This window comes from Micromonospora sp. LA-10 (assembly GCF_051853095.1).
In the GTDB taxonomy this organism is placed as follows: domain Bacteria; phylum Actinomycetota; class Actinomycetes; order Mycobacteriales; family Micromonosporaceae; genus Micromonospora; species Micromonospora echinospora_A.
This window is the reverse complement of the sequence record NZ_CP195710.1, coordinates 951,432-975,536: the sequence shown is the minus strand read 5'-3', so window position 1 is coordinate 975,536 and position 24,105 is coordinate 951,432. Positions and strand designations below refer to the sequence as shown.

The window sequence follows — 24,105 nt, the reverse complement described above, 5'->3', positions numbered from 1 at the left end:
TCAGGGCGCGTCCGCCCACCGCGGCGCGCGCTTGGCGACGAACGCGGCCGCGCCCTCGGCGGCATCGGGCCCGGCGAGCAGTTCGAGGGTCGCGAGCCGGTTGACCGCGGCGAGGTCGCCCACGCGGGGGTCCAGGCTCAGGTGCATGAGCCGCTTGGTCGCCCGTACCGCCGCGGGGGAGTGGGTCGCGATCCGGGCGCCCAGCTGGAGCGCGCGCAAAAGGACCTCGTCGGCGGGGACCACGGCGTTGACCAGGCCCAGCTGGTGGGCGCGGGCCGCGGGAAGCGGTTCGGCAGTCAGCCCGAGTTCCAGGGCTACGGCGACCGGCACGCGACGGGGCAGGTCGGTGCCGCCTTCGGTGGCGGCGATGCCGCGCCCCACCTCGGGCAGTGCGAAGTAGGCGTGCTCGGCCGCGACGACGAGGTCGCAGGCGAGGGCGAGTTCGAAGCCGCCGCCGACGGCGGGCCCGTTGACCGCGGCGATGACCGGCTTGCGGTAGCCGCCGCGCAGCAGCGTCAGCGGGCTGCGGGTCACGTCGACCAGGCGCCCCTCGGCCGCGGCGCGCAGGTCCATCCCCGCGCTGAAGGACAACTCGCCGGTGCCGGTGAGCACGACCGCGCGTACGCCCGGGTCCGCGTCGTAGCCGAGCAGGGCGTCGGTCATCGCCAGGAGGGTGTCGGGGTCGAGGGCGTTGCGTACCTGCGGCCGATTGATCCTGATGACTCCCACCGCGCCGACGCGCTCTTGCACCACGGTGTCCATCTTTCGTCCTCCTTCGCAACAGGGTCTTGACCCTCTCCCTGTGGCTGTTAGGGTACCAACCAAGCGCTTGCTACATGGCGACCCGGCCGCGGAGGCTCGGCACGCGACTCGCCCTTTGCGCTGCTCACCAGCCGTCGGGCAGTGCTCCGACAGACGCAATGATGAGGGACACATGGCCGACAAGACTCTGACAGCCCGCGACGTCGTGTCGCGGCTCGATTCCGGGATGACCATCGGCATCGGGGGCTGGGGCTCACGGCGCAAGCCCATGGCCCTCGTCCGCGAGATCCTGCGGTCCGACCTCAAGGACCTGACCGTCGTCAGCTACGGCGGGCCGGACGTCGGGCTGCTCTGCGCCGCGGGCAAGGTCCGGAAGGTCGTCTTCGGTTTCGTCTCCCTCGACAGCATCGCCCTCGACCCGCACTTCCGCGCCGCGCGGCAGAACGGCGCCGTCGAGGTCGCCGAGTACGACGAGGGCATGCTCCAGTGGGGGCTCTACGCCGCCGGCATCCGCCTGCCCTTCCTGCCGACCCGCGCCGGGCTCGGGTCGGACGTCCTGAAGCACAACCCCGACCTCAAGCTCGTGCAGGACCCGTACGGCACCGAGCAGCTCGTGGCGATGCCGCCGCTGCGCCTCGACGCGGCCCTCGTGCACATGAACCGCGCCGACGCCCAGGGCAACGGCCAGTTCCTCGGGCCCGACCCGTACTTCGACGACCTCTACTGCCTCGCCGCCGACCAGGCCTTCATGTCCTGCGAGCGGATCGTGCCCACGGCCGAGCTGAGCGCCGCCGGGCACTCGGCGACCATCAAGATCAACCGCCAGCTCGTCGCCGGCGTCGTCGAGACCCCGAACGGCGCGCACTTCACCTCCTGCGCCCCCGACTACGAGCGCGACGAGGCCTTCCAGCGTGAGTACGCCAAGGCCGCCGGCGACCCGCAGGCCTGGGCCAAGTTCGAGAAGCGGTACCTGTCCGGTACCGAAGATGACTACCAGGCGGCCGTCGCCGCCCGAGCCGAGGAGGTCGCATGAGCAGCGCCGGCACCGAGTCCGTGCACCAGTCCACGGGCAGCGCCACCACCGCCGACGCGCCGGTGACCCGCGCCGAGTACTGCGCGGTCGCCGTGGCGGACACGTTCGCCGGCGACGGCGAGTCCATCGCCAGCGCCTTCGGCACGATCCCGGCCATCGGCGTCCGCCTCGCCCGGCTCACCGTCGCCCCCGACCTGCTGCTCACCGACGGCGAGGCCCACTTCGTCTCCGGCTCCTGGGAGATCGGCGCGGACCCGCACGCCACCGAGGGCGTCGTCATCGAGGGCTGGAGCCCGTTCCGCACCATCTTCGACCTCGTCTGGCACGGCAAGCGGCACGTCATGATGATCCCGGTCCAGATCGACGGGCACGGCAACACCAACATCTCGGCCATCGGCGACTACGCCCGGCCCAAGGTCCAGCTGCTCGGCGTGCGCGGCGCCCCCGGCAACAGCATCTACCACCCGACCAGCTACTGGGTGCCCAACCACTCCACGCGCAGCTTCGTCGCGACCGTCGACATGATCTCCGGCGTCGGCACCGACAGCGCCCGGGCCGCCGGCCCGGCCGCGAGCGCGCACCACGACCTGCGGCGCGTCGTCACCAACCTCGCGGTCCTCGACTTCGGCGGCCCCGACGGCACGATGCGCCTGCTCAGCCTGCACCCCGGCGTCACGCTCGACGAGTTCCGCGCGGCCACCGGCTGTGCCGTGCACATCGAGGGGGAGGTGCCGGCCACCCGCGAGCCGAGCGCCGAGGAACTGCGCCTCATCCGCGAGGTCATCGACCCCCGCTCACTGCGCGACCGCGAGATCCCGGCATGAGCCAGGGCCGCGGGATGCACCCGACGCTGCGTACCCGGGCGACCGACCTGTTCGGGGTGCGGTACCCGATCGTCCAGACCGGCATGGGCTACGTCTCCGACGTGCGCCTGACCACCGCGACGGCCAACGCCGGCGGGCTGGGCATCCTCGCGGCCGGACTGCTCACCTACGACGAACTCGTGGCGGCCGTCGAGCAGATCCAGGCCGGCACGGACGCGCCGTTCGGCGTCAACATCCGCGCCGACCAGCCGGACGTCGTCAAGCGCATCGACCTGCTCATCTCCGCCGGCGTCAAGGTCGTCTCCTTCGCGCTGGCCCCCAAGCAGGAACTCATCGCCAAGTGCAAGGACGCCGGCCTCGTCGTCGTTCCGTCGATCGGCGCGCGCCGCCACGCCGAGAAGGTCGCCGCGTGGGGCGCCGACGCCGTCATCGTGCAGGGCGGTGAGGGCGGCGGCCACACCGGCGGGGTGCCCACCAGCCTGCTGCTGCCCCAGGTCGTCGACGCCGTCGACATCCCGGTCATCGGCGCCGGTGGCTTCTTCGACGGTCGCGGCCTCGTCGCCGCGCTCGCCTACGGCGCCGAGGGCGTCGCCATGGGCACCCGCTTCCTGCTCACCAGCGACTCGCCGGTCCAGCCGTCGGTCAAGGACGTCTACCTGTCCAAGACGGTCAACGACACAGTGCTGACCCTGCAGGTCGACGGCGTGCCGCAGCGCGTGCTGCGCGCCGGCACGATCGAGGAGCTGGAGCGCACCTCCGCCGCCGGCCGGCTGCTGCGGGCCGTACGCAACGCCCTCGCCTTCCAGAAGCTGTCCGGCACGCCGTGGGGCGACATGGTCCGCGAGGGCCTGGCCATGCGCAAGGCCCACGGCCTGACGTGGAGCCAGGTCGTCATGGCCGCAAACGCTCCGATGCTCTACCGGTCGGCCCTGCTGGAAGGCAAGACCGACCTCGGCGTCATGGCCACCGGCCAGGTCGTCGGACTGATCGACGACGTCCCGAGCGTCGCCGAGCTCATCGACCGCATCATCGACGAGGCCACCCGGACCCTCGACCGGCTCGGCGTGCCCGCGCCGGTCGCGTCGGCCCCGGCCGGGCACAAGGAGGACTAGTCATGGGAGCACTGCAGGGACGCGTCGTCGTCGTCACCGGTGCCGGCCGCGGCCTCGGCCGTGAGCACGCCCTGCTCGCCGCCGCCGAAGGCGCCTCGGTCGTCGTCGCCGACACCGGCGCCGCCGCCGACGGCACCGGCAGCGACCCCTCGGTCGTCGAGGCCGTCGCCGCCGAGATCACGAACGCCGGCGGCCAGGCCGTGGCCAGCACCGCTGACGTCGCCACCACCGAGGGCGCCCGCGAGCTGCTCACGCTCGCCCGCGACACCTACGGACGCGTCGACGGCCTCGTCAACAACGCCGGCATCCTGCGGGACCGGATGTTCGTCAACATGAGCGAGGACGACTGGGACGCGGTGATCCGTGGCCAGCTCCGCTCGACGTTCGCGCCGTGCCGGGTGTTCGCCGACCACTGGCGCACCGAGTCCAAGGCCGGCAACCAGCCGGTCGCCTCGATCGTCAACGTCTCCTCGACCTCCGGCATCATCGGCGCCGTCGGGCAGACGAACTACGGCGCGGGCAAGGCCGGCATCGCCGCCCTCACCGTCATCCTCGCCCAGGAGATCGGCCGCTACGGCGTACGCGTCAACGCGATCGTCCCGGTCGCGCGTACCCGGATGACCCAGGACCTGCCCGGCATCGGCGAGATGGTCGCCGCCCCGGCCGACCCCGCCGCGTTCGACGTCTACCACCCCGGCAACGTCTCCCCGCTCGTCGCCTGGCTGCTCACCGCCGACGTGCCGGTGACCGGCGAGGTGTACTACGCCAAGGGCGGCGAGATCCGTCGCTGCGCGCCGTGGAGCTACGACTGGACCATCGACAAGGGCGCCCGCTGGACCGTCCAGGAGATCGCGAAGGAGATGGCCGCCCGTGTCTGACACCGGTCACACCGACGTCGCCGACTGGGCCGGCCCGGCCCACGGGCTGCTCTCCGGACGCTCGGTGCTCGTCACCGCCGCCGCCGGCACCGGCATCGGCTTCTCCACGGCGCGCCGTGCCGCGGAGGAAGGCGCGCGTGTCGCCATCAGCGACCGCCACGAGCGCCGCCTCGCCGCGTCGGCCGACGAGATCGAGCGCCTCACCGGGACCCGGCCGCTCGCGGTGCCCTGCGACGTCACCGACCAGGCCCAGCTCGACCACCTCATGGACACCGTCGCCGCCGAGTTCGGCGGCATCGACGTACTCGTCAACAACGCCGGGCTCGGCGGCACCGCGGCGGTGCAGGACATGACCGACGAACAATGGGACTCCGTCCTGTCGGTGACCCTGACCTCGACGTTCAAGGCGACCCGGTCGGTGCTGCGGCACATGATCCCGGCCGGCAAGGGGGTCATCGTCAACAACGCCTCCGTCATCGGCTGGCGCGCGCAGAAGGGGCAGGCGCACTACGCCGCGGCCAAGGCCGGAGTCATGGCGCTGACCCGCTGCGCGGCCCTCGACGTCGCCGAGCACGGCATCCGGGTCAACGCGGTGTCCCCGAGCATCGCGATGCACGCCCACCTGGCCAAGGTGACCAGCGACGAGCTGCTCGCCCAGCTCTCGGACCAGGAGGCGTTCGGCCGGGCCGCGGCGCCGTGGGAGATCGCCAACGTCATCGTCTTCCTCGCCAGTGACTACTCGTCGTACATGACCGGCGAGGTCGTGTCCGTCTCGAGCCAGCACCCGTGACCACCCGCTGCGCGCCGGCGACCGGGCCGGCTCGCAGCGGACCAACGAAAGGAGCTCGTCGTGGCCAACCCCGACGCGCAGGGCGTCACCGGCGCCCCCTTCCGGCTCGACGTCGAGCGCGGCAAGATCCGCGAGTTCGCGCTGGCCACCGGAGCGGCTGACGCGGCCTACCTGCGGGAGGAAAACCCGGTCGTACAGCCGACGTTCCTCACGACGTCGTTCTTCTGGCAGGGCGAGGACTCCAACCCGTGGTCCGCGGTCGAGCTCGACCAGCAGCGCGGCCTGCACGCCGAGCAGCAGTACACGTTCTTCGGCGAGCCGCCCCGCGCCGGCACCCGGCTCACGTGCCAGTCGCGCATCGGCGAGATCTACACCAAGGTGGGGCGTCGCGGTGGGGAGATGACCTTCGCCGTGATGTACACCGACTTTCACGACGAGACCGGGCGTCTCGTCGCCCGCGCCAAGCTCACCGGTGTCGAGACGGCCCGCCCGCCGGCCACCGGGGACGCGACGCAGGACGGAGCGTCCGCATGAGCGACACGACGGCCACCGCCGAGCCCCGTACGACCGAGGTCGTCCTGCCCGTCCCGGCGACCCCTCCGGCGCGCGCCTACGGCCCGGTGACCCGCACCGACTTCGTCCGCTACCAGGGCGCCTCGGGCGACATGAACCCGATCCACCACGACGAGGTCTTCGCCAGGGCCGCGGGGTTCCCGAGCCCCTTCTCGGTGGGCATGTGGCAGGCCAGCCTGCTCGGCACCTACGCCACCGACTGGCTCGGCGGCGCCAACGTGCGTGACTTCCGTATCCGGTTCCTGGCCCAGGTGTGGCCCGGCGACGTCCTCACTCTCGAAGGCGTTCCGCTGCGCACCTACGTGCTCGACAGTGAGGACGGCCGTGAGGGCCGCGTCGACGTCGAGCTGACCTGCCGGCGGCAGACCGGCGACACGGCCGTCACCGCGTGGGCGACGTTCGTGCTGCCTCTCGACGCCGCCGCTCCTGACGCCGCAGCCGAGGCCGGCGAGCAGCCCGAGACCACCGAGGAGCAGGGATGAGCCCCACGAGCCACGCGTCGGTGACGACGACAGTGCACCCCGACGGGATCGCCGAGATCGTCGTGGACAACCCGCCGGTCAACGCGCTGCCGGTGGCCGGCTGGTTCGCGCTCGCCGCCGCCCTCGACGCCGCGGGCGTCGACGAGTCGGTGCGGGTCGTCCTGCTGCGCGCCGAGGGCCGCGGCTTCAACGCCGGCGTCGACATCAAGGAGATGCAGCACACCGACGGCTTCACCGCGCTGCTCGGCGCCAACCGCGGCTGCTACGCCGCGTTCAAGGCCGTCTACGAGTGCCCCGTTCCGGTCGTCACCGCCGTGCACGGCTTCTGCCTCGGCGGCGGCATCGGCCTGGTCGGCAACTCCGACGTCATCGTCGCCTCCGACGACGCCACCTTCGGCCTGCCCGAGGTCGACCGCGGCGCCCTCGGCGCGGCCACCCACCTGTCCCGGATGGTGCCCCAGCACCGGATGCGCGCCATGGTCTACACCTCGGCCACCGCCACCGCCCAGGAGCTGCACGCGTACGGCTCGGTGCACAGTGTCGTACCCCGCGAGCAGCTGCGCGCGGCGGCGATCGCCATCGCGACCAGCATCGCCGAGAAGGACCCCACCGTGATCCGGGCCGCCAAGGCCTCGCTCAACGGCATCGACCTGTGGGACGTCAACCGCAGCTACCGCTTCGAGCAGGGCTTCACCTTCGAGCTCAACCTCACCGGGGTCGCCGACCGGATCCGCGACGAGTTCGCCGGCACCGACAAGGCGGCGCGCCCGGGCAGCGAGGGCTGAGCCGTGCGGTCGATGCTGGTCCGCGAGCTCGGCGGTCCCGAGGTGCTCACGCTCACGGACGGGCCGGCGCCGCAGCCCGGACCGGGGCAGGTACTCGTCGACGTCGCCGGGGCCGGGGTGAACTTCCCCGACGGCCTCATCGTCGCCGGCACCTACCAGACCAAGCCGGAGCTGCCGTTCGTGCCCGGCTGCGAGGTCGCCGGCACGGTCGCGGCGCTCGGCGACGGGGTGACCGGCCCGCCCGTCGGCACCCGCGTCGTCGGCTTCTGCGGCATCGGCGGCTACGCCACCCAGGTGCTCGTCGACGCCCGCATGGTGCACCCGCTGCCCGAGGGCGTCGACCTCGTCGAGGCCGGCACGATCCCGGTCGTCTACGGCACGTCGTACCACGGGCTCGTCGACCGGGCCGGCCTCGCGGCCGGCGAGACGCTGCTCGTGCTCGGCGCCTCCGGCGGCGTCGGCCTCACCGCCGTGCAGATCGGCAAGGCTCTCGGCGCGACAGTGATCGCGGCCGCGTCGAGCCAGGACAAGCGTGACCTGTGCCTCGCGCACGGCGCCGACCACGCCATCGGCTACGACGACCTGACCGCGACGGTACGTGCGTTGACCGGCGGCACCGGCGCCGACGTCGTCTACGACCCGGTCGGTGGCGACGCCGCCACCGCGGCGCTGCGTGCCCTCGCGTGGGCCGGGAGGTTCCTCACCGTCGGCTACGCGGCGGGCACGATCCCGCAGGTCAAGCTGAATCGGCTGCTGCTCACCGAGGGCGCGGTGCTGGGGGTCCTCTGGGGCGCCTGGGCCCGGCGCGACCCGGCGGCGAACGCCGCCAACATGACCACGGTGCTGGAGTGGATCGCCGACGGCCGGCTGAGGCCGCACGTCAGCGAGGTCTTCCCGCTGGAGGAGGCCGCCCGCGCGCTCGGCACGGTGCTGAACCGTGGCGCTCGCGGCAAGATCGCCCTCCGCATGAGCTCAGGCAAGGAGTGACGGTGGCTGACGCGACCGACCTGACCCGGATGGACCTCGGCCCCGGCCCGCGCGCGAGCGAGCTGCTCGCGACGTTGCGCACGTTCATGGCCGAGCACGTCTACCCCGCCGAGAAGGTGTACGCCGCCGAGCTCGCCGCCGCGGCCCGCGAGAACGGCGGGGTGTCCCACGTCCTGCCGCCGGTCGTCGAGGAGCTGAAGGCGACCGCGCGCGAGCTGGGGCTGTGGAACCTCTTCCTGCCTGACCTGTCGGGCCTCACCAACATCGAGTACGCCTACCTGGCCGAGGAGACCGGGCGCTCGCCCTACCTGGCCCCCGAGGCGATCAACTGTGCCGCGCCGGACACCGGCAACATGGAGCTGCTGCACATGTTCGGCACGCCCGAGCAGAAGCAGCGGTGGCTCACCCCGTTGCTCGACGGCACGATGCGCTCCGGCTTCTCGATGACCGAGCCGGACGTGGCGTCCTCCGACGCGCGCAACATCTCCACCTCGATCGTGCGCGACGGCGACGAGTACGTCATCAACGGACGCAAGTGGTGGACGACCGGCGCCGCCGACCCGCGCTGCGCCATCCTCGTGCTGATGGGCAAGACGGACCCGCAGGCGGCCGTCTACCGGCAGCAGTCCATGATCCTCGTGCCGGTCGGCACCCCCGGGGTGACGATTCTGCGTTCGCTGCCCATCTTCGGTTACCACGACCAGCACGGGCACTGCGAGATCCGGTTCGACGACGTGCGGGTGCCGGTGACGAACCTGCTCGGCGCCGAGGGCGACGGGTTCGCGATCGCCCAGGCCCGCCTTGGCCCGGGCCGGATCCACCACGCGATGCGCTGCCTCGGCATGGCCGAGCGGGGCCTCGAGCTGATGGTGCGCCGCACGATGGCCCGCGAGGCGTTCGGCGGCCGGATCTCCGACCAGGGCGTGGTGCGGAACTGGATCGCCGAGTCCCGCATGGAGATCGAGCAGGCCCGCCTGCTCGTGCTCAAGGCGGCGTGGCTCATCGACCAGGTCGGGATCCAGGGCGCCGCGACCGAGATCGCCGCGATCAAGGTCGTCGCGCCCCGGGTCGCCCGCAACGTGCTGGACCGTTCGATCCAGGCGCACGGCGGCGGCGGGGTCACCGACGACTTCCCGATCGCCCGGATGTGGGCGAGTGCACGCATCCTCGGCATCGCCGACGGCCCGGACGAGGTGCACCTGCGTACGGTGGCGCGTACGCAACTGCGTCGCTACCGCGACACGCCGCCGACGGTCCTCGCCGGGACGGGACGGGACTGAGATGGATCTGACCTGGTCGGCGCAGGACGAGCAGTTCCGTGCGGAGGCCCGCGACTGGCTCGCCGCGAACGTGCCGCGGCAGCCGCTGCCCTCCGGGGACACCGCGGCGGGCTTCGCCGCCCACCTGGAGTGGGAGCGGGCACTGCACGCGGACCGGTGGTCGGTCGTGTCGTGGCCCGAGGAGTACGGCGGCCGCGAGGCCTCGATCTGGCAGTGGCTCATCTTCGAGGAGGAGTACTACCGGGCCGGCGCGCCGCAGCGGGTGACGCAGAACGGCATCTTCCTGCTGGCCCCGACGATCTTCGAATTCGGCACGAAGCAGCAGCAGGACGAACTGCTGCCGCGGATGGCGTCGGCGCAGGACCTGTGGGCCCAGGGCTGGTCGGAGCCGGGCGCGGGCAGCGACCTGGCGGGGATCAGCTCCCGGGCGGTGCGGGACGAGCAGGCCGGCGGGTGGCGCCTGAGCGGGCAGAAGACCTGGTCGACCCGGGGCGCGTTCTGCACCCACCTGTTCGGGCTGTTCCGGACCGACCCGCAGGCGCAGCGGCACCGGGGACTGACGTACTTCCTCGTGCCGTTGGACGCCCCGGGCGTGACGGTGCGCGGGTTCGACCGGCTCGACGGTGACGAGGGCTTCGCCGACGTGTTCTTCGAGGACGCGTTAGTACCGGACTCGGCGGTCCTCGGCGGCGTCGACCAGGGCTGGTCGGTCGCGATGTCGACGACCGGCTCGGAGCGGGGACTGACGCTGCGCTCACCGGGGCGTTTCCTCAAGGCGGCAGCCGCGCTCGTGGCGCTCGCGGGCGAGCGGGGCGAGGCGGCGACCGACCTGCTCCGCGACCGGGTGGCGCGCTCGTGGATGCAGGCGCACGCCTACCAGCAGTTCACGCTGGCTCAGGTCACCGACATCGTCGAGGGTCGCCTGGCCGGCGCGCGTTCGAGCCTCAACAAGGTCTTCTGGTCCGAACTGGACATCGCGTTGCACGAGACGGCGCTGGAACTGCTCGGCCCGGACGCGCTCGTTGACGGCCCGTGGACCCGCGGCTACCAGTTCTCGCTGTCGGGTCCGATCTACGCGGGCACCAACGAGATCCAGCGCAACATCATCGCCGAGCGCCTGCTCGGTCTGCCGAGGAGGTGACCAGGCGTGCGTTTCGCTCCGACTGACGAGCAGCGCGAGCTGGAGGCCGTCGTCCGCCAGGTGCTCACCGACCGGTGCTCGCCGGCGACGGTACGCGCCGGAGCCGGATCGGCGCAGGTGGCCGCACTGGCCGAGAGCCTGGCCGGTCTCGGTGTGGCGGGGCTGCTGGTGGCCGAGAACGACGGCGGGCTGGGCCTGGACGAGAACCACGTCGTGTCGGTCTTCGAGCAGATCGGGTACGCCGCCGCCCCGCTGCCGCTCGCGGCGACCCTCGCTGTCGCTCCGGCGGTACTCGCCTCGGGCGCCCCGGACCTGCTGGCGAAGCTCGTCGCGGGGGTGCTCACGGTCGGCGCCGACCCTGCGGTGACCGGGCATGTCGCGTTCGGTTCCGGTGCCGACCTGGTGCTGCGTGGCGGCTTCGGTGGGACGGGACCCATCGAGATTCTCGACGTGTCCGACGCGGCGGCGTCGACGTCGCCGTCGCTGGACGTCGCGCTGGACCTGACCGGGTACGCCGACGCGCGGCTCGTGGCGACAGTGGACGACCCGCAGGTGGTGCGGCTGGCCTGGGAGCGGGGGGTGCTGGCGACCTCGGCCGAACTCGTCGGGCTGTCCCGGCGGATGCTCGAACTCACCGTCGAGCACGTCCGCACCAGGGAGCAGTTCGGGGTGCCGATCGGCAGCTTCCAGGCGGTCAAGCATCACCTCGCCACCGCGTTGCTGCACCTGGAGTTCGCCGCGCCGGTGGTGGCGACGGCCGGGTTCGAGCTGGCCGCGGGCGTCCCGGGCCGGCTGCGTTCCCTGGCCACGGCCAAGGCGCTGGCGTCCGAGGCGGCGCACGTCGTGGGCCGGGCCGCTCTGCAGTGCCACGGCGCGATCGGTTACACCACCGAGTACGACCTGCACCTGTTCCTCAAGCGGTCGTGGGCTCTGGAGTCGTCGTGGGGCAGCGCCGCCTGGCACCGGGCGGCTCTGCTGGAGGACCTCGGTGTCGGCCTGACCGGGGTGCGCCCCGCGTCCTGACCGCGGGCCCCGCACGACGTACACCCGATCCGCGAGAAGGAGATCCAGATGAGCGAGACCAGCGGCGTGGGCCCGCAGGCGGCGGCGGAGGTCGTCCGGTACGAGACACGGGGGCCGGTGGCCGTCGTGACGATGAACCGGCCGGAGTACCGCAACGCGCAGAACTCGGCGATGACCTACGCGCTCGACGACGCGTTCTACCGCGCGGCCGCGGACGACGAGGTGAAGGTCATCGTCCTGGCGGGCGCGGGGAAGCACTTCTCGGCCGGTCACGACATCGGCACGCCGGGCCGGGACATCGATTCGTCGTTCGACAGGCGTGCCGGCCTGTGGTGGGACCATGTCGGTAAGGCCGGGGCCGACAGCCGGTTCGCCCGGGAGTCCGAGGTGTACCTCGGGATGTGCCGCCGCTGGCGTGAGCTGCCCAAGCCGATGATCGCGATGGTGCAGGGAGCGTGTATCGCCGGGGGCCTCATGCTCGCCTGGTCATGTGACCTGATCGTCGCCTCGGACGACGCGTTCTTCGCCGATCCGGTCGTACGCATGGGCATCCCCGGGGTCGAGTACTTCGCCCACCCGTGGGTGCTGGGTCCGCGCTTCGCCAAGGAGTTCCTCTTCACCGGTGACCGGATGCCGGCGGCGCGCGCCGCCGAACTCGGCATGGTCAACCGGGTGGTCGCCAGAGACGACCTCGAGGCGGAGGTCATGGGGCTCGCCGCCCGGATCGCGCAGATGCCGCGTCTGGGTCTTGCGCTGACCAAGAAGGCGGTCAACCAGGCCGAGGACCTCATGGGCCTGCGGGACGGGATGGATTCGGTGTTCGGGCTGCACCATGTGGCCCACGCGCACAACGCCGAGGTGGGCAGTGACTCCCTCGGTGGCCAGGATGCCCGGAGCATGCGTGACGCCGCGAGACAGGAAGGGTGATCGAAGCGCGATGAATATCGTCGTACTCGTCAAGCAGGTGCCCGATTCGGGCGCGGACCGCAGCCTGCGTGCTGACGACAACACTGTCGACCGCGGTTCGGCGAACAACGTGATCAATGAGATGGACGAGTACGCCATCGAAGAGGCGTTGAAGATCAAGGAAGCGCACGGTGGCGAGGTCACCATCCTGACGATGGGTCCGGACCGGGCGACCGAGTCGATCCGCAAGGCGCTCTCCATGGGTCCGGACAAGGCTGTGCACGTCGTCGACGACGCGCTGCACGGTTCCTGCGCGGTGGCCACGTCGAAGGTGCTCGCCGCCGCGCTCGGTCAGCTCAACGCCGACCTGGTCCTGTGCGGCGCGGAGTCGACCGACGGCCGGGTGCAGGTCATGCCGCACATGATCGCCGAGCGGCTGGGTGTGGCCGCCCTGACCGGCGCGCGCAAGCTCACCGTGGACGGCGCGAACCTGACCGTCGAGCGGCAGACCGAGGAGGGCTACGAGGTGGTGACCGCCTCGACCCCGGCCGTGGTCTCCGTGTGGGACACCATCAACGAGCCGCGCTACCCGTCGTTCAAGGGCATCATGGCGGCGAAGAAGAAGCCGGTGCAGACGCTGTCGCTGGGTGATCTGGGTGTGGCTCCGGGCGAGGTGGGTTTCGACGGCGCGACCAGTGCTGTGGTGGAGCACGCGAAGCGGCCGCCGCGTTCGGGTGGCGAGAAGATCACCGACGAGGGCGAGGGCGGCGTGAAGCTGGTCGAGTTCCTTGCTGCCGAGAAGTTCGTGTGAGGGGTCTGGACATGTCTGAGGTTCTCGTCGTCGTCGAAGCCACCAAGGAATTCGGCGTCAAGAAGGTCACCCTGGAGATGCTCACCCTGGCCCGCGAGCTGGGCACCCCGAGCGCGGTCGTTCTCGGCGGCGCCGGCGCCGCCGCCGCGTTGAGCGCGAAGCTGGGTGAGTACGGGGCGGAGAAGATCTACGCCGCCGAGGGTGAGGAGATCGACGGCTACCTGGTGGCCCCGAAGGCGACAGTGGTCGCCGACCTCGTGAAGCGGGTGCAGCCGGTCGCGGTGCTGTTGGCGTCGTCGCAGGAGGGCAAGGAGATCGCCGCGCGGCTGGCGGTGAAGCTGGACAACGGCATCCTGACCGACGTCGTCGGCCTGGCCGCTGACGGCACTGCCACGCAGGTGGCGTTCGCCGGTTCCACGATCGTGAAGTCGAAGGTGACGAAGGGCCTGCCGCTGGTCACGGTGCGGCCGAACTCGCTGAACCCGGTTCCGGCCGCTGCCACTGCGGCGGTGGAGCAGCTGTCGGTGTCGGTCACCGACGCGGACAAGCTGGCGAAGGTGGTGGAGCGGGTCGCGGAGCAGAAGGGTTCCCGCCCGGAGCTGACCGAGGCGTCGGTGGTTGTGTCCGGTGGTCGGGGTGTGGGTAACGCGGACAACTTCAAGTTGGTCGAGGAGATCGCTGACCTGCTCGGCGGTGCGGTCGGCGCGTCCCGCGCGGCGGTGGATTCCGGTTACTACCCGCACCAGTTCCAGGTCGGTCAGACCGGTAAGACGGTGTCCCCGCAGCTGTATGTCGCGCTGGGTATTTCCGGGGCGATCCAGCACCGGGCCGGTATGCAGACCTCGAAGACCATCGTCGCGGTCAACAAGGACGCCGAAGCGCCGATCTTCGAACTCGCCGACTACGGCGTGGTCGGAGACCTGTTCAAGGTCGTCCCGCAGGCCGCCGAGGAGATCCGCAAGCGCAAGTGACACAGTCGTGTCGGTCATGCTCTGGATGGAGGACGGCGGATGGTGGGGGCAGCAGCGATGCGGGTCGAGCCCGATGATGTGACGTCGGACTGGACGCGTCCGGGCGTGTTTGAGGTGGCCGCCGGGGTGTACCGCATTCCGCTGCCGTTGCCGCAGGACGGTCTGCGATCGGTGAACGTGTACGCCCTGGCGGCTGACGACGGCCTCGTGCTGGTCGACTCGGGCTGGGCCATCACGGCGGCCCGACAGACATTGGACGCGGCCCTGGCTGCCCTGGGCGCGGGCCTTGCGGACGTCCGTCGGTTTCTCGTGACGCACGTGCACCGCGACCACTACGCGATGGCCGTGGCCGTACGGCGCGAGTTCGGCACGACAGTGAGCCTCGGCGAGGGCGAGGAACCCTCCATCCGCGAGCTGTCGACTCCGGATCACCGGCCGATGTCCGAACACTGGCAGGGGCTGATGCGATGCGGTGCGGGCGAGATCGTCGAAGCGCTGCGCGCGCGGGCCGAGTCGGCGCCGCATGATCCGACGGACTGGGCGGCGCCGGACGACTGGTTGGCCGGGGGGACCGACGTCGTCCTGCCGACCAGGACGCTGCGCGTGGTGGCGACCCCTGGACACACCCGTGGGCACGTCGTCTTCCTCGATCGCGACGCGGAGCTGATGTTCACCGGCGACCACGTACTTCCCCACATCACACCGTCAATCGGCTTCGAGGCGGCGGCCGCGGCGCTGCCACTCGGGGACTACCTGGATTCGTTGCGGCTGGTCCGGTCTCTGCCCGACCAGCGGATGCTGCCGGCGCACGGCCCGGTCGGCCCGAGTGTCCACGCGCGCGTCGACGAACTCCTGCACCATCACGCGAAGCGACTCGACCAGGCGTGCGGCGTCGTGCGTGACGCGATGACGGCCTACGAGGCGGCGGGTCAACTGAGCTGGACCAGGCGTGAGCGTGCCTTTGCCGACCTGGACCTGTTCAACCAGATGCTCGCCGTCACCGAGACGGCCGCCCACCTCGACCTGCTCGTGGCGCAGGGGCGGCTGAAGGCTGCCGACGTCGACGGGGTGCGCCGCTACGCCCCGGCGTGACCGCTCTGGACAATCCCGTTGGAGCCGGCAGTGGTGGGCAGAAGCGCGGTCATCACTTGGGTGCTCGTGGCAATCCGGCACCGATGATGACCATGGACCTCCGGGTTGCCAGCGGCTCCGACGTGTATGTCTGATTTGCGCGGCTGGCAATGCCGCTCCGGGTGTCGTCGCACGAGTTGGCCCGTCGCGGTCAGCCGGCCGGTCGTTGCCATAGCCCAGGTGCTCGGTCATCTCAGCCTTCAGGGCGCTCTCCAGCACCGTTTTGGGTCAGCCCGGACAGCAACCCGTCCGGGCAGTCCCCGGACCGCGGGACAGCGGCGATGGACCGGGCCATATAACAATGCCATCCGGACGGCTGAGCGGCTGCCGGTCGATAACGTTACAACTCTGGGTGAGCAACGTGCCTTGCGAGGATCAAGGGGAGGGGCGTATGGAACCTTGGGCCTTGGCGCAGGTGGATCAATGGCTTGACTGGGTGCACGACCGCCACGACGAGTTCGACTACCGCTACATCTACTTTGCGTACCTGGCGGCTCGTCACCCTGATCCGCGTGACGACGAGATCACCCTGACCGTTGAGCCCAACGGTGGTGTCGTGTTGCAAGCGGGCAACGATGACCGTGGACTGCGGCTGACGAGCGACGACGAGCGGTCCCAGTTCAGCGATCACCTTCGGCAGCGGTACTGCCGAGACCGGTATCCGAGCATGCGGGAGTGGGAGCAAGCCCGGCATGCGGACTTTCTTGAAGAAGCCCAGTGGCGGTACGGACGGTAATCGGCTCTCCCATACCCCACCATCGCGGGTAGGCGGTTAGGCTGTCGCCGCAACTCCTGTGACGTAGCGGTGCGTGCCTGTAATGCCGACTCGGCAGTGAACAGAGGAACCACTCCGTACCTCAGCTGCCCGACGCCCTATCTCCCGCATCCGGCTGGGCGTGGAACGAATGGACCGGGTCATGATGTTCATCAGCCCGGTCGGCTCGATGCAGATTCGGAGGTCTGAGCGAACCGTTCGTCGGACAGCCTTCCAGAGCCGTGGAGGACGCCCGGGAACTTTTCTACTTCTTGCAGGGCACGAGTCGTCAACTGTCCTTCCAGGACTTGGCTAGGCTTTCGTGCTCGGCTAAATTGCCGCGCATGGCAGCCAGGAAACTTGCTTTCGTCGATGCGGTGCGGCTGCTTGGCGGCGAGACGGACGAGGCGGGCTGGCTCAGTCGGTTGGCCGGCGTAACCGCAGGAGCGGTCACAGTCGGGACGGTGGGTGGAGTCGACCTCTTTGCGTTGCGCGATGAGCTGGTCACCTGGGGCAACGCAGTGGTAGGTCGGATTCATGAGCGGGCGTATGGGCTGGGTCGGTTTGATCGGACGCAGCGCCTGGTGGCCGCCCACTCGGTGATCGTGGTGACATCGTTCTTCGAGGCTCTGGACCAGGTGCTTGGCGACCTGCCAGAGCTAGACCCGACCCGTGCGAGGCTGACCAGAGACGAGCAGGTAGCTCTGGCAACCAAGACGTCAGCGGCGCAAAGTTACTCAGAGATGGTTTCGGCGCTGATCGACCAGCCGCTACCCATGCCCGCCGCGCATCTGCCATTCGAATCCACGCTGGCGGCGCTGGATCAGCATTACCGGACGGTGGCAGGCCGTGTGCATGCCTTCCTCACTGGCCTCAGCGCGTACGACCGGGCACCGATGCATGAGGCAGCGCGACTGATGCGGGAGCAATTGCCCAGCGTGGCGCTGGACCGGTACGCGGAGGCGTACCGGATGCTCGCGGCCCAGGTTCCGGAGTTCAGGGTGTGGTCGGGCATGGTGGAGGCACAGGCCACCCGTACGGCCCTGGCCGAGGCTGTCGCGGCCCTGCGGGCGGAGCTGAGCGCGCTGCGCGAGACGGGGAACTCAGCGGTCGACAGTGTTCGTGCAGGCCTCGGTGCACGGCACCGTGCCCGGCTCCAGCGTTCCGTCCTCAGCTCGTCTGAGGCTCCCGACCATGTCACCTTCCCCACGCTGGCGCAGGCGTACGTCAAGCCCAAAGGGCTGGTCTCCGTGGCGGGCCCGACTGATCTTCCTGCCACCGAGACCTGGTGGCAGAACGTGCCGACCGTCGCCGATGTGCTGGACTTCCTGTTGGGACACCTGACCGGGCGAGGGGCGATCGAGCAGCCGGCGGTGATCCTGGGGCAGCCGGGGTCAGGCAAGTCGGTGCTGACCGAGGTGCTCGCCGCCGACCTACCCGAGAGAGAGTTCCTCGTCGTCCGGGTGGAGCTGCGCAACGTCCACGCGGACTCGTCCGTCCAGCAGCAGATCGAACGGGCCCTCTACCAGACCCTCGGCGAGGCGGTGAGCTGGCCGGAGCTGGTGCGGCGAGCGGGATCGGCATTGCCGGTCGTTATTATGGACGGTTTTGACGAGCTACTGCAGGCCACCGGCGTCGATCGTGCCGACTACCTTGAGCAGCTCCAGGAGTTCCAGCTTCGGGAAGCTGACCTGCAGCGGCCGGTCGCAGTCCTGGTTACGAGTCGGACGGTGGTGGCGGATCGAGCTCGTTTTCCGCCCGGCACCGTGGTCGTGCGTCTTGAACCTTTCGACGATGCGCAGATCACCGCATGGCTCGAGATGTGGAACGCTGTGAACAGCACGGGCTTGCGGCAACGCGGCCTTGACGTCCTGGCTGCGGAGACTGTGATGCAGTACGGGGAGTTGGCTCGGCAGCCGCTGCTGCTGCTCCTGCTCGTCCTCTACGACGCCGGCGCCAATGCCTTACAGACTGCTGACCAGGGTATCGGCCGGGTGGACCTCTACGGGCGGCTCTTCGCCGACTTCGTATCTCGGGAGGTCGACAAGCACGATGTCGGTCTCACCTCCGAGCAACGGAATGCGGAAGTCGAGCGGGAGTGGCGGCGGCTGTGTGCCGTGGCGCTGGCAATGCTCAACCGGGGCGGCGACGTGATCGCCGAAGCGGAGCTTGAGGCGGATATCGTGCACCTGCTGAATCCGGAGGACCTCGGACGCGCGCGGCCTGATTCCTTGCGAAAAGCACTCAGCGTCGGGCAGCTGCTCGTCGGTCGGTTCTTCTTCATCCACGAGTCGCAGGCTAGCCGTGGCACCGAAACCGTAGAACGCAGCTTCGAGTTCCTGCATGCGACGTTCGGTGAGTTCCTGGCTGCCCGCCAGATTGTTCACGCGCTGACTGAACTGGCCGAGGACCGTTCCCGCCAGCGTCGGCGACCCGGCGCGCTCCTCGATGCCGGTTTCTTCTATGCAGTCACTTCATTCATCACCGTTGCCCGTCGAGCGCCACTGTGGGAGTTCACCCGAGGGCTTGTGGAACGGTTAGACCTGGACACGCGTCAACGGTGCCGGAAGTTGGTGATGGAACTGCTCGCTGACTCCGGCTACCCCCACCCACGTTGGTCGCTCGCCGAGTACGAGCCAAATCGCAAGCCGGTGGCTGCACGGCACGCCACCTACTCGGCCAATCTCGTCTGCTTCGCCATTCTTCTCTCGGGCGAACCGGTGGACGCCACGGAGTTGGTGGGCGAGCCGGTGACGATGCGGTGGCGGGCGCAGGCGCTGCTGTGGCAGAGTCAGCTGGATCTGGAGGACCGTAAGCGCCTGTGGCAGACGCTGAGGGTGGAGTGGGACTTGGCCACGAACCCCGCAACGTTGAGCGTACGCGCCGAGGACGGCGCACCGGTGTGGGTGTTCGAGTCCCTTCCATGGCCAGCGGACGACCGGCCCGACACAACTTTGATGAGCACCGTCGAAAACGTCAGCCTAGACAGCGATTCCCAGGTAGGGCGAGCCCTGCGTCGCTCGGCCTTCGTGCAGACCGCAATGGACGTACGCGAGCACCTATACGTGTTACTTCCCTACTGGCGGCTGTGTGGCGACACCACCGTGTCAGTCGAACACCACACGCTCGAATCTGCTGCCGCCGGGCTGTTCCAGTTGCTCCTGAGCCCAATGACGTCGAGGGACGAAACGGGCGACCGGGAGCGGCTGTACAGGACTGCGTTAAGGCACCCCAGTCCTCCCCACCGTCACCTCGCCTTGGCCCAACTCGCCCGCGATGCGGTGTACCTCCACGAGGACACCATCGCCAGGCTGCTCAGCCTGCCGTCGTTGGACGATCCAGATGACAGGGCTATGGCGAACGCCGCGGCTCAGCTGAGCAAGTTGGCCCGTGAAGCCCACACTCCCCAGGAGACCGCAGCCGCCCTCTTGGCGCATGCCGAGCGCATAGATCCGCTCCGGGTACTTATGACTCTCCTGGGCCTCGGCTCGCTGCTCGAATCGCAGACAGCCGCGTTCGGCATGGCGGCACAGTCGGCATCCGAGCACCGCGCTCGGACGCACGAATGAGGTCTCCACGGCCAGTCCAGACCTCCCCGCCGGTCCAGTTGCACGGCGCCTCGTGGGCGACGCCGAGTTTTCGGCTTACGTCAAGGATCATCGGCCCGGGGTGGAGCACCCAGCGCAGCGCGCCCGGCGACGAAGGGCTGTCTCGCTAACGGCACCTCTCTGTGTCAAGGCATCGGCAGCAGAGAGGTGCCGTAAGATCCGCACTCCCTCTGGCGGAGCGGTGGATCGACGACTGGCGTCATTTCCGAACGACACGACGCAACTAGCTGTTGCCTGAACGGCCCGGACTGCTGGTTCGGGAGACCGCGTAGGCCGAGTCGGTCGAGTCCGTAGATCGCAGCAAGCACGACCTCCTCCATAAGCCGGCCTGACGTTGCATCATCGCCGGATGAGCGGGCGGCGGCTTTCGACCTCCACTTGGAGGAGGTGTGGTCCGGGTGCTGCGCCGGAGTCGGCTGTGGCGCTTGAGCTGACTCAGGCGCCGTGAGTCTGGGCGGCAGCGAGCGCCGAGCTGAGAACCGGCACGCCTATCGTGGCGATCCAGAGGTCGCCGACGGTGACGTGGCTGCACTGGCCTTCATGGCCCGGGTAGAGCAGTGCAGCTAGCTGCACGCGGAGTCGGTGGGCATAGGTACTCAGCTGGTAGAGCTCGTCGGCCTTCGGTTTGGCCTGCCAGTGCCGGTACTTGGCGTCGTACACCGCCACGGGCTTGTGCTGTTCGTCGAGGATGACGAAGTCCGCGTATGCGGTCATCGGCTGTGCGTCGTCGGTGAGCGCCACGGGGTGTTGAGCCGAAATTCGGTGTCCGGCTGGTAGCTGGTTCGCGAGCCAGCGGCCGACGTAGCTCTCCCAGACCTTCGTCATGTTGAACAGGACCGTGACGCCGGAGGCACCGGCGGCGGTCGGAAGCACGGTTTGGCCGGCGAGGACGAGCAATGCCAGGGCGTGAGCTTCTCGGTATCGCGGCGGTACGAAGGTCGGGCGGCGCTGCATCAGTCGTTGAGGGTCTGCGACCCGCGAGATCGAGGTGAAGCATGGGCTGAGTGCTCGCAGCCGGGCCGACAGCGCCTGATCGGGGTAGTGCTGCTGTAGGAGTACTCGGTGCGCGGCGGCGATGGTCTGGTTGAGCTGAATGTCCTGAGTCAGGCGCTTGGCCTTGGTTAGCAGGCGGTCGGGGCGCCCGAGATACTTGGCGAGGTGGGTAGTCACATCGGGGCTGCCAGGGTAGGGCGACCGGGTGAAGGTTCGAGCTTGGTACTCCTTGGCTAAGCCAAATCCGACCAGGCGTTCTGTCTCCCGAGCGAAGGCGGTGGCGATGAGATCGACCAGGCCACGGCCGGCGCTGCCAGCGGCTGCGGTGTCGCGTAGCAGCACGGGCGGGCGTGTGGCAAGCTGCAGCAGCTCACGGAGATCCGCGAATGGAAAGCGGCTGGCGATGTCGACCGTGCGCAGGGAACCGAGCGTGAATCGTCCAACGTACGGCCCTGGTTGCACGTCATAGAGCCCGGGCTCCCCAGACGGCAGGATCTGCTGGATGATCCGGGGCTCGTCCCGTCGGGCCGTCGAGCCGCGGGTCAGCCGTGCCAGTTCGCCGGCTTCCCGCTCGGTGAGCGCGACCCGGCTGACCTCGTATTCGCGCAGGTGCAGCATTCAGCTTCGCTCGGCGATGAGGGCGCGGATATCGACGTCCAGCCGGTCCAGGTCTTCTGGCCGCTCGAACCAGTGCTCTGCCAGGTACGGGTACAGCTGATAGGACCAGATGGCCTCGGCTCTTGCGGCGTCGATCTGCTCGACCATCCAGTACGAGTGGCCAGGGCTGACCGGTGACTGGCGACCAACCCGGTCGCGGATCATCCGGAACATGCCGAGCAGCAGGTCGGCGTCCACGTCGGAGCGTCCGCTGGACCACCTGGCGAGAACGTCATCGCTGGGGTGCAGGTGGAAGGCGTTGAACCTGCGGCGCAGGGCGAAGTCAACGAGTGCGAGGCTGCGGTCTGCCGTGTTCATGGTCCCGAGGATGATGACGTTGGGTGGCACCGAGAACTGCCGTTGCGAGTACGGCAGGACTGCTGGTTTGACAGCCCGGTACTCGAGCAGGAAAAGCAGCTCACCGAAGACGGCAGCAAGGTCAGCTCGGTTCATCTCGTCGATGACGAGCACGAACACGTCATCGGGTGGGCCCTTGCGTGCCCGCTCGCACAGCTTCAAGAACACCCCATCGCGCGGGGTGTAGCGCAGGGCGCCGCCGTCGGCCAAGTCGGGCCGCAGGCCTTCGACGAAGTCTTCGTAAGAGTATGCCGGGTGGAACTGCACGAGTTCGACATGGTCGGGCGAGGTCGCGAGGTGATGGGCAAGCTTCAAAGCGACCCACGTCTTCCCGGTCCCAGGGGGCCCGAAGAACACCGCTTGACGCATCGGTCCGTGGAGCGCCGCAACCCACTTGTCGATCTGCTCCACGGGCAGGAAGCACTGGTCTGCCACCTGTTCAACGGTGAGTCGTCCGCTCGGGGGAACGTCGATAACCGTCGCTGTTTCGGCAGCGGGCCCTGCGACGCTTGGTGCGGTGGCGGCCCGCATGATGTTTGTGAGCACCGCGTCCGCTTCTTGCGGCGCGACACCATACTGTTCACGCCACGTCCGCAGGGACTGACAGAAGCGCTCGTAGCCGACCTGACCGTCCGCCCGGAAGGTTTTGCCGGATACGTGAGCGAGGCCCTTCATCGTGGCATTGATACAGACCCCGAACTGCTCCGGATCGCGTAAATACAGCAGCATGCTCGGCAACGACGAGCCTGCACCGGGCAGCACCGAACGGTCGGTGAACATGCGGCCGAGCAACGCCAATGCCTCGTCGGCCGGAGAGGACCACAGCTCCGCGACGACGCGGTTGAACCGGTCGATGTCTTCGGTCAGCTTGTTCATCACGGCCCCGGCGAAGCCGGGCGAAAACCGGTCCAGGCGCACCTGGCCGGTCTTCTCATGCCGGTTGAACAGCCGCCCCAGCTGCAATGCCTCGTCGACGCTCATGGAGCCAGCGCGTTTGTCGAGTAGGTCGCGGGCATCCGTCTCGGCCTCGACACGTGCCGCCACGAACCGCTCGCCGAAGATCTCCCGAACCTCGGCTAGCGATTGGGGTGTCGTGCCAAGTGCTGACTGGGTATCGTTCCCCATCGCTCTCCCTGCGATCCAGTGGGCCCACTACGAATTGCGGCGTCAGCGAGAAGCCTACGCCCGCTGCCCGAACGCGCAGACCACGCCGAAGGGGGATCTGGGACTGGCTTGATGAAGCCACCTCGCATCGGCCTGACATCGGGCATCAACTGATGGATCCGCGGGTTGCCGACTCACTGGCTCTACTCGGCGCAGCTTCCGTCGCGGCCGCAGCGGGTCCTCGACCGGGTCGCAGTCGAGGGCGGTGGGCCACGTGCCACCACCGGGCAGTCGCGCCGGAGCTCATTGAGCTGGCGAAGGCGCGGGGCGGGATCGGTGGAGTCACCGGGCGCCGCGTCGCGCAGCAGCGCGACCGTGGCCCGCAGCTCACGCAGGGCGTCCCGGCCCGTGCCCGTGCCCGTGCCTGAGCCAACGCCGCGCGCGCCGCGTCTGGACGCTGGTCGAAGGCTGCCACAGCCACTCCCGTCTGCACGTTCACCGCCGCTATCTGGTGCGCGACCACGTCGTGGAACTCCCGCGCCAGCCGCAACCGCTCCTGCTGCACTTCCGGTGCGCCTCCCGTTCCCGGGCTGCGGCGCCCGCGCCTCCCGCACGGCGAACTCGGCAAGCAGCTCCCGGCGCCCCCTCCCACCTCGCCCAGCAGTAACGCGACTCCGGCCACAGCATGTCCGCGACCGGAGCGCTGGATCGGCCGCCGACCGGTGCACGCTTTGTCGACGCCGGGCTTCGGCTTGGTGCTGTCGACCCGCTGATGGCACGCTGCCGAGATGGGAGACCAGCCAGGAGGACCGCTCACCGACTCCGAAGTGGCAACCATGTTCCGCTTGCTGGCGCGGTTTGCTGAGCACGATCTGGACCAGTGGGACAACTGGCGACTGAACACGTCCCACGGGCCGGTATACATCAATGTCAGCCGAGCGCTGGGACCGGGCTGGCGGGACGACATGTTCACCCCTGTCTGGCCGCTGCTCCCACGTTTCAAGGAGGCCGGCCGGGGCGACGCCTCCGGCGGGTAGGGCCTTCGGCGCTACGGCGCGAGAGGGCCGGGACGATCTCCGTCGAGCTCATTTTCCGGAAGTTCCCGCATCGGCGAAGGGTTTCCGTCCTACTGGTGGCAGCGCC

At 69.6% G+C, this 24,105-nt stretch carries 22 protein-coding genes and 1 pseudogene; 19 read left to right on the top strand and 4 right to left on the bottom strand.

Going from position 1 to position 24,105, the window contains the following annotated elements; genetic code table 11:
* Window positions 1–762: an enoyl-CoA hydratase/isomerase family protein gene (locus ACSDG8_RS04655; protein WP_210890830.1), complete on the bottom strand. Its 762-nt coding sequence runs from the start codon at window positions 760–762 to the stop codon at window positions 1–3.
* Between the two features lie 172 nt (window positions 763–934).
* Here ACSDG8_RS04655 and ACSDG8_RS04650 point away from each other — a divergent pair, with 172 nt between their 5' ends.
* From ACSDG8_RS04650 to ACSDG8_RS04565, 18 genes and pseudogenes are all read left to right on the top strand, one after another.
* Complete coding sequence (locus tag ACSDG8_RS04650; RefSeq protein ID WP_210890832.1) at window positions 935–1,795, top strand: CoA transferase subunit A; 861 nt, start codon at window positions 935–937, stop codon at window positions 1,793–1,795.
* Entirely contained in the window at window positions 1,792–2,619 is an 828-nt protein-coding gene (locus ACSDG8_RS04645) for a CoA-transferase subunit beta (protein WP_247677899.1), read from the top strand. Before ACSDG8_RS04650 ends, ACSDG8_RS04645 begins: the two co-directional genes overlap by 4 nt.
* Window positions 2,620–2,633: 14 nt before the next feature.
* Window positions 2,634–3,731, top strand: a complete 1,098-nt coding sequence (locus tag ACSDG8_RS04640) for an NAD(P)H-dependent flavin oxidoreductase (RefSeq protein WP_439428030.1) — start codon at window positions 2,634–2,636, stop codon at window positions 3,729–3,731.
* Between the two features lie 2 nt (window positions 3,732–3,733).
* Window positions 3,734–4,609, top strand: a complete 876-nt coding sequence (locus ACSDG8_RS04635; protein ID WP_210890834.1) for an SDR family NAD(P)-dependent oxidoreductase — start codon at window positions 3,734–3,736, stop codon at window positions 4,607–4,609.
* Window positions 4,606–5,399: pseudogene (locus ACSDG8_RS04630) on the top strand (SDR family oxidoreductase). Before ACSDG8_RS04635 ends, ACSDG8_RS04630 begins: the two are co-directional and overlap by 4 nt.
* A gap of 60 nt (window positions 5,400–5,459) precedes the next feature.
* Window positions 5,460–5,933, top strand: coding sequence for an FAS1-like dehydratase domain-containing protein (locus tag ACSDG8_RS04625; RefSeq protein WP_210890838.1), 474 nt, complete (start codon window positions 5,460–5,462; stop codon window positions 5,931–5,933).
* The gene (locus ACSDG8_RS04620; protein WP_210890840.1) at window positions 5,930–6,454 is read left to right on the top strand and encodes a MaoC/PaaZ C-terminal domain-containing protein; all 525 of its coding nucleotides are present in this window, start codon (window positions 5,930–5,932) and stop codon (window positions 6,452–6,454) included. The genes ACSDG8_RS04625 and ACSDG8_RS04620 overlap by 4 nt, the downstream gene beginning before the upstream one ends.
* Window positions 6,451–7,239, top strand: coding sequence for an enoyl-CoA hydratase family protein (locus ACSDG8_RS04615; RefSeq protein ID WP_210890842.1), 789 nt, complete (start codon window positions 6,451–6,453; stop codon window positions 7,237–7,239). Before ACSDG8_RS04620 ends, ACSDG8_RS04615 begins: the two co-directional genes overlap by 4 nt.
* A gap of 12 nt (window positions 7,240–7,251) precedes the next feature.
* A complete protein-coding gene (locus ACSDG8_RS04610; protein ID WP_210890844.1) occupies window positions 7,252–8,226 on the top strand; it encodes an NADPH:quinone oxidoreductase family protein in 975 nt (324 codons plus the stop codon).
* Window positions 8,227–8,255: 29 nt separating this feature from the next.
* Window positions 8,256–9,506 carry an acyl-CoA dehydrogenase family protein gene (locus ACSDG8_RS04605; protein WP_439428029.1) on the top strand — a complete coding sequence of 417 codons (1,251 nt, stop codon included), beginning with the start codon at window positions 8,256–8,258 and terminating at the stop codon, window positions 9,504–9,506.
* Between the two features lies 1 nt (window position 9,507).
* Window positions 9,508–10,647, top strand: a complete 1,140-nt coding sequence (locus ACSDG8_RS04600; RefSeq protein ID WP_210890846.1) for an acyl-CoA dehydrogenase family protein — start codon at window positions 9,508–9,510, stop codon at window positions 10,645–10,647.
* 6 nt (window positions 10,648–10,653) lie between these two features.
* Window positions 10,654–11,670, top strand: a complete 1,017-nt coding sequence (locus tag ACSDG8_RS04595; RefSeq protein ID WP_210890848.1) for an acyl-CoA dehydrogenase — start codon at window positions 10,654–10,656, stop codon at window positions 11,668–11,670.
* A gap of 48 nt (window positions 11,671–11,718) precedes the next feature.
* Complete coding sequence (locus tag ACSDG8_RS04590) at window positions 11,719–12,597, top strand: enoyl-CoA hydratase (protein ID WP_210890850.1); 879 nt, start codon at window positions 11,719–11,721, stop codon at window positions 12,595–12,597.
* Window positions 12,598–12,607: 10 nt separating this feature from the next.
* A complete protein-coding gene (locus ACSDG8_RS04585; RefSeq protein WP_210890852.1) occupies window positions 12,608–13,387 on the top strand; it encodes an electron transfer flavoprotein subunit beta/FixA family protein in 780 nt (259 codons plus the stop codon).
* A gap of 11 nt (window positions 13,388–13,398) precedes the next feature.
* Window positions 13,399–14,358, top strand: coding sequence for an electron transfer flavoprotein subunit alpha/FixB family protein (locus ACSDG8_RS04580; RefSeq protein WP_210890853.1), 960 nt, complete (start codon window positions 13,399–13,401; stop codon window positions 14,356–14,358).
* A gap of 57 nt (window positions 14,359–14,415) precedes the next feature.
* Complete coding sequence (locus ACSDG8_RS04575; protein ID WP_210890855.1) at window positions 14,416–15,450, top strand: MBL fold metallo-hydrolase; 1,035 nt, start codon at window positions 14,416–14,418, stop codon at window positions 15,448–15,450.
* 430 nt (window positions 15,451–15,880) lie between these two features.
* Window positions 15,881–16,225 carry a hypothetical protein gene (locus ACSDG8_RS04570; RefSeq protein ID WP_210890858.1) on the top strand — a complete coding sequence of 115 codons (345 nt, stop codon included), beginning with the start codon at window positions 15,881–15,883 and terminating at the stop codon, window positions 16,223–16,225.
* A 260-nt stretch (window positions 16,226–16,485) separates the two neighbouring features.
* On the top strand, window positions 16,486–19,812 hold the full coding sequence (locus ACSDG8_RS04565) for an NACHT domain-containing protein (protein ID WP_210890860.1): 3,327 nt from the start codon (window positions 16,486–16,488) through the stop codon (window positions 19,810–19,812).
* Between the two features lie 474 nt (window positions 19,813–20,286).
* On the opposite strand, the gene ACSDG8_RS04560 is transcribed toward ACSDG8_RS04565, so the two are convergent.
* From ACSDG8_RS04560 to ACSDG8_RS04550, 3 genes are all read right to left on the bottom strand, one after another.
* Window positions 20,287–21,462 carry a 5-methylcytosine restriction system specificity protein McrC gene (locus tag ACSDG8_RS04560; RefSeq protein ID WP_210890862.1) on the bottom strand — a complete coding sequence of 392 codons (1,176 nt, stop codon included), beginning with the start codon at window positions 21,460–21,462 and terminating at the stop codon, window positions 20,287–20,289.
* Entirely contained in the window at window positions 21,463–22,983 is a 1,521-nt protein-coding gene (locus ACSDG8_RS04555) for an McrB family protein (protein ID WP_210890864.1), read from the bottom strand. It abuts the gene before it with no gap.
* Window positions 22,984–23,128: 145 nt separating this feature from the next.
* Window positions 23,129–23,800 carry a histidine kinase dimerization/phosphoacceptor domain-containing protein gene (locus tag ACSDG8_RS04550; RefSeq protein WP_439427672.1) on the bottom strand — a complete coding sequence of 224 codons (672 nt, stop codon included), beginning with the start codon at window positions 23,798–23,800 and terminating at the stop codon, window positions 23,129–23,131.
* On the opposite strand from ACSDG8_RS04550, the gene ACSDG8_RS04545 reads away from it, so the two are divergent.
* On the top strand, window positions 23,799–23,999 hold the full coding sequence (locus ACSDG8_RS04545; protein ID WP_210890867.1) for a hypothetical protein: 201 nt from the start codon (window positions 23,799–23,801) through the stop codon (window positions 23,997–23,999). The two genes, ACSDG8_RS04550 and ACSDG8_RS04545, sit on opposite strands and share 2 nt — an antisense overlap.
* Window positions 24,000–24,105 lie beyond the last annotated feature (106 nt).

Excerpts from the sequence above, each read along its gene's own strand:
- ACSDG8_RS04655 (WP_210890830.1), bottom strand. The coding sequence starts at position 762 with ATGGACACCGTGGTGCAAGAGCGCGTCGGCGCGGTGGGAGTCATCAGG.
- ACSDG8_RS04650 (WP_210890832.1), top strand. The coding sequence starts at position 935 with ATGGCCGACAAGACTCTGACAGCCCGCGACGTCGTGTCGCGGCTCGAT.
- ACSDG8_RS04645 (WP_247677899.1), top strand. The coding sequence starts at position 1,792 with ATGAGCAGCGCCGGCACCGAGTCCGTGCACCAGTCCACGGGCAGCGCC.
- ACSDG8_RS04640 (WP_439428030.1), top strand. The coding sequence starts at position 2,634 with ATGCACCCGACGCTGCGTACCCGGGCGACCGACCTGTTCGGGGTGCGG.
- ACSDG8_RS04635 (WP_210890834.1), top strand. The coding sequence starts at position 3,734 with ATGGGAGCACTGCAGGGACGCGTCGTCGTCGTCACCGGTGCCGGCCGC.
- ACSDG8_RS04620 (WP_210890840.1), top strand. The coding sequence starts at position 5,930 with ATGAGCGACACGACGGCCACCGCCGAGCCCCGTACGACCGAGGTCGTC.
- ACSDG8_RS04615 (WP_210890842.1), top strand. The coding sequence starts at position 6,451 with ATGAGCCCCACGAGCCACGCGTCGGTGACGACGACAGTGCACCCCGAC.
- ACSDG8_RS04610 (WP_210890844.1), top strand. The coding sequence starts at position 7,252 with ATGCTGGTCCGCGAGCTCGGCGGTCCCGAGGTGCTCACGCTCACGGAC.
- ACSDG8_RS04605 (WP_439428029.1), top strand. The coding sequence starts at position 8,256 with ATGGACCTCGGCCCCGGCCCGCGCGCGAGCGAGCTGCTCGCGACGTTG.
- ACSDG8_RS04600 (WP_210890846.1), top strand. The coding sequence starts at position 9,508 with ATGGATCTGACCTGGTCGGCGCAGGACGAGCAGTTCCGTGCGGAGGCC.
- ACSDG8_RS04590 (WP_210890850.1), top strand. The coding sequence starts at position 11,719 with ATGAGCGAGACCAGCGGCGTGGGCCCGCAGGCGGCGGCGGAGGTCGTC.
- ACSDG8_RS04585 (WP_210890852.1), top strand. The coding sequence starts at position 12,608 with ATGAATATCGTCGTACTCGTCAAGCAGGTGCCCGATTCGGGCGCGGAC.
- ACSDG8_RS04580 (WP_210890853.1), top strand. The coding sequence starts at position 13,399 with ATGTCTGAGGTTCTCGTCGTCGTCGAAGCCACCAAGGAATTCGGCGTC.
- ACSDG8_RS04575 (WP_210890855.1), top strand. The coding sequence starts at position 14,416 with ATGCGGGTCGAGCCCGATGATGTGACGTCGGACTGGACGCGTCCGGGC.
- ACSDG8_RS04570 (WP_210890858.1), top strand. The coding sequence starts at position 15,881 with ATGGAACCTTGGGCCTTGGCGCAGGTGGATCAATGGCTTGACTGGGTG.
- ACSDG8_RS04560 (WP_210890862.1), bottom strand. The coding sequence starts at position 21,462 with ATGCTGCACCTGCGCGAATACGAGGTCAGCCGGGTCGCGCTCACCGAG.
- ACSDG8_RS04555 (WP_210890864.1), bottom strand. The coding sequence starts at position 22,983 with ATGGGGAACGATACCCAGTCAGCACTTGGCACGACACCCCAATCGCTA.
- ACSDG8_RS04545 (WP_210890867.1), top strand. The coding sequence starts at position 23,799 with ATGTTCCGCTTGCTGGCGCGGTTTGCTGAGCACGATCTGGACCAGTGG.
- ACSDG8_RS04550 (WP_439427672.1), bottom strand. The coding sequence starts at position 23,800 with ATGGTTGCCACTTCGGAGTCGGTGAGCGGTCCTCCTGGCTGGTCTCCC.